Raw genomic sequence first — 4,557 nt, forward strand, 5'->3', positions numbered from 1 at the left:
CCGACCTACGCCTTCCAGCACGCGCACTACTGGCCGCTCGAGCAGCGGCTCGACGCGGTGACCGATGCGAAGAGCGGGGTGGACGCCGACTTCTGGCGGATCGTGGCGGAGACGGACCGCGAGCAACTCGCCGATGAACTCGGTGTGGGTCAGGGGTCGCTGGATGCCGTGCTGCCCGCCCTGTCGTCCTGGCGGGAGCGACTCAACGAGCAGTCCGCGCTGGAGCGTTGGCGTTACAAGGTGACGTGGACGCCGCTCACCGGAGAGACCGGCGACGACGTGGTCGGGCCGGCCGGAACCTGGCTGGTGGTGACCCCCTCCGACGGTTCCGCACACGACTGGACGGACGCCTCCGTCCGTCGGCTCACCGAGTCCGGGGCAGCGGTCGTCCGCCTGGAGGCCGACGCCCTCGGCGCCACCCGCGCTGAACTGGCCGACCGGATACGGGATGCCCTCGCGGGGGCGGACGACGCGCCCACCGGCGTACTGTCGCTGCTCGCCCTGGCCCAGGACCCCGACGCGACGCAGGTGTCGGCCGGTGCCATCGGCACCCTGACGCTCGCCCAGGCGCTCGGTGACGCCGGGATCCAGGCCCCGCTGTGGTGCCTGACCCGGGGTGCGGTCTCCGTCACTCCCGATGATGACGTCGACGCGGACCAGGCCCAGGTCTGGGGCATGGGTATCGTCGCGGCGCTGGAGCACCCCGACCGTTGGGGCGGCCTCATCGACGTACCGATGAAGCCCGGGACAGCCGATGAATCGGACGTATCGGTAGCGGGCGCACCGCAGTCGCACGAGCAGCGCGTCCTCGACCGCCTCGCCGCCGCACTCGCCGGTCTGCCGACCGACGGGCAGGTCGGGGGGCAGACCGGTACCGCGTACGAGGACCAGCTCGCCATCCGGTCTTCCGGCCTCTACGCTCGCCGCCTGACCCGCGCCCCGCGACCGCGGAGCGCCGCCACCTCCGCCGCCAAGTGGCAGGCCCGTGGCACCTACCTCGTCACCGGGGGAACGGGTGGTCTCGGCGGTCGGCTCGCGGCAGATCTGGCCCGTTCGGGCGCCGAACACCTCGTACTGATCAGCCGTAGCGGCCCCGACGCCCCGGCGGCCCCGGCGCTCCGCGCCGAACTCGAAGAGCTGGGCGCCCGGGTGACCATCGCCGCCTGTGACGTCGCCGACCGCGCGGCGCTGGCCGCACTGGTCGCGGACCTCGACGCGGACGAGTCCGCCGGGTCGCGGATCCGGGGCGTTGTGCACGCGGCCGGCGTCGGGCAGCTCGTCGAGCTGGCGGCGATGGACGTACCGGAGTTCGCGCGGGTCGTCGCGTCGAAGGTGTCGGGTGCCCGCAACCTCGACGAACTGTTCGGGGACCGTCCGCTGGACGTGTTCCTGTGCTACTCATCGATCTCCAGCGTCTGGGGCGGCGGCGGGCAGGCCGCGTACGCGGCGGGCAACGCCTTCCTGGACGCACTGGTGCGAGGGCGGCGCCGTCGCGGTCTGACCGGCACCTCCGTCGCTTGGGGCGCCTGGGCCGACGCCGGGCTGGCCACCGGCCGTACCGGGGAGGATCTGCGGACCCGGGGTATCCCGACCATGGCACCCGAACTCGCCGTCGAAGCACTGCGCCAGGCACTGGCGGACGACGAGACGGAGCTGGTGGTGGCCGACATCGACTGGGAGCGATTCGCCCCTGTGTACACGATGTCCCGTCCCAGCCCGCTGTTCCTCCAACTCGCCGACGCCCAGCGAGCCTTGACGGCGGACCCGGCGGCCGACACCGAGGAGCAGGTCGAGGAACGGCAGCGGCTCCGGGACACCCTGTCGGCTCTGCCGGCCCCCGAACGGCTGCGGAAAATCACGGAGTTGGTGCGTACCCATGCCGCACTGGTCCTGGGACACACGGGATCGGACTCAGTGAAGAGCGAACGGCCTTTCCGCGAACTGGGCTTCGACTCCCTGACAGCGGTGGACTTCCGCAACCGGCTCGGCGCCGCCACCGGCCTTGCCCTGCCCACCAGTCTCGTCTTCGACCATCCGACTCCTGACATCCTCGGCCGTCATCTGCTCGGTGAGCTGCTCGGCGACGGGTCGGACGCCGAACCGGTCCTCGCCGAACTGGGCAAGCTGGAACTCGCCTGGTCCGCCGCGGCCACCGACTTCGATGCCGAGACCAGGTCGAGCATCACCGCTCGCCTCCAGGCACTCGTCGCCCGAATGGCCGACGCCGGCCACAGTGGCTCGGCCCTCGTCGGTGCCACTGGTACGGGTTCGGCGGCGGGACTCGGCCCGGACGTCGAGCTGCTTCTCGACGGAGCCTCGGACGACGAGATCTTCGATTTCATCAGCAAAGAGCTGGACTGACCTCTCCTCCCTACTCACCCCGTACGTCTCCGTTCAGGGAAGTACGGCCCCGCGTGGTCCCTTATTCACGCATACGTCACGACATCACGTATTTCCCTGAACTCTCCCCCCTTTCTTTGCGGTTCTCGCACCCGGTGCGATCGAGCTCCCCGAGCGACCGCGCCCTGCGCGACGGAGGTTGACTGATATGTCGAACGAAGAGCAGCTTCGCGAACACCTGAAGCGCGTCACGGTGGATCTGTACAAGACTCGCCTCCGGTTGCGTGAGAACGAGCAGAAGGCCCAGGAACCGATCGCCATCGTGGCGACCAGTTGCCGGTTCCCGGGTGGGGTGACCTCGCCCGAGGAACTGTGGAACATGGTGGCGTCGGGCGGCGACGCGATATCGGACTTCCCCGCCAACCGCGGCTGGGACCTGGAAGGGCTTTACCACCCGGACCCGGAAAACCACGGCACGTCGTACACCCGCCAAGGCGGATTCGTCTACGACGCCGATGAATTCGACCCCGCCTTCTTCGACCTGAGCCCGCGTGAGGCGCTGGCGATGGACCCGCAGCAGCGGCTGCTCCTGGAGGCCTCGTGGGAGGCCGTGGAGCGGGCGGGCATCGAAGCCGGCTCGCTGCGCGGCAGTCGTACCGGCGTTTTCGTCGGGGCCTCCATCCTCGGTTACGGCCTCGGACTGGACGAGATCCCGGAGGGCGCCGAGGGTTACCTGCTGACCGGCACCGCGGCCAGCGTGCTCTCCGGCCGGGTCTCGTACACCCTGGGCCTGGAGGGCCCGGCGGTGACCGTTGACACGGCGTGCTCGTCCTCCCTGGTCGCGCTGCACCTCGCCGTACAGGCCCTGCGGGCGGCCGAGTGCGATCTCGCGCTGGTGGGCGGTGTGGCCGTGATGTCCACGCCAGGGGTGTTCGTGGAGTTCTCGCGGCAGCGGGGACTCGCCGCCGACGGCCGGTGCAAGGCGTTCGCATCGGGTGCGGACGGTACGGGCTGGGGTGAGGGCGCGGGTGTGCTGCTGGTGGAGCGGCTGTCCGACGCGGTACGCAACGGTCACCAGGTGCTCGCGGTGGTGCGGGGCAGCGCGGTCAACCAGGACGGCGCGAGCAACGGGCTGACGGCTCCCAACGGTCCGTCGCAGCAGCGCGTGATCCGCCAGGCCCTGGCCGCCGCGGGTGTCCCGGCGGCCGAGGTCGACGCCGTCGAGGCACACGGCACGGGCACCCGTCTCGGGGATCCCATCGAGGCGCAGGCCCTGCTCGCGACGTACGGCAAGGAGCGCAGTGCGGACCAGCCGCTGTGGCTCGGTGCCGTGAAGTCGAACATCGGTCATACCCAGGCTGCTTCCGGCATGGCTGGTGTGATCAAGATGGTGGAGGCGATGCGCCACGGCGTGCTGCCGGCCACTCTGCACGTCGATGAGCCGTCGAACCAGGTCGACTGGTCGTCCGGCACTGTCCAGCTTCTGACGGAGGCGCGGGAGTGGCCGGAGGCCGACCGCCCGCGCCGGGCGGGTGTGTCCGCCTTCGGGGTGAGTGGTACCAACGCGCACGTCATTCTCGAGCAGGGTCCCGCCCCCGAGGAGATCGGCCGGAGCGGGGAGGGCGAGCCTGGGTCGGTGGCGGGTCCGGTTTCTGTTTCCTGGCCGGTGTCGGGGCGCAGTGAGGTGGCGTTGCGGGGGCAGGCGGCGCGGTTGCGTGCGCGTGTTGAGGCTGATGAGGCGTTGGACCTGGTGGATGTGGGGTTCTCGCTGGCGAGTGGTCGGTCGGTGTTCGAGCATCGGGCGGTGGTGTCGGGCCGGGATCGCGCTGAGCTGTTGGCGGGGCTGGGCGCGGTGGCGGCGGGTGAATCGGCTCCGGGTGTGGTGCGGGGTGTGGCCGACTCTGCTTCGTGCGCTGTGTTGTTCTCGGGTCAGGGTGCGCAGCGGTTGGGTATGGGGCGGGGTCTGTATGAGGCGTTCCCGGTGTTCGCGGGGGCGTGGGATGCGGTGTGTGAGGTGCTGGACCCGCTGCTGGGGGAGCCGCTGACATCGGTGGTGTGGGCCCCGGACGGGGACTTGCTGGACCGGACGGTGTGGGCTCAGGCGGGGTTGTTCGCGTTTGAGGTGGCGGCGTTCCGGTTGGTGGAGTCGTGGGGTGTGGTGCCGCGGTTCGTGGTGGGTCATTCGGTGGGGGAGATCGCCGCTGCCCATGTTGCCGG

The 4,557-nt window shown here is 70.7% G+C and carries 2 protein-coding genes; both read left to right on the forward strand.

Features of this window, described 5'->3' with window-relative positions:
* The coding region (locus tag AOK08_RS39005) for an SDR family NAD(P)-dependent oxidoreductase (RefSeq protein WP_157876985.1) at nucleotides 1-2,361 on the forward strand (2,361 nt) is incomplete at its 5' end.
* A 187-nt stretch (nucleotides 2,362-2,548) separates the two neighbouring features.
* Nucleotides 2,549-4,557 (forward strand): type I polyketide synthase (locus tag AOK08_RS39010; RefSeq protein WP_157876986.1); only part of this gene is annotated, 2,009 nt, incomplete at its 3' end.

Origin of the sequence: Streptomyces graminilatus (genome assembly GCF_001418565.1) — a bacterium.
GTDB lineage: Bacteria > Actinomycetota > Actinomycetes > Streptomycetales > Streptomycetaceae > Streptomyces > Streptomyces graminilatus.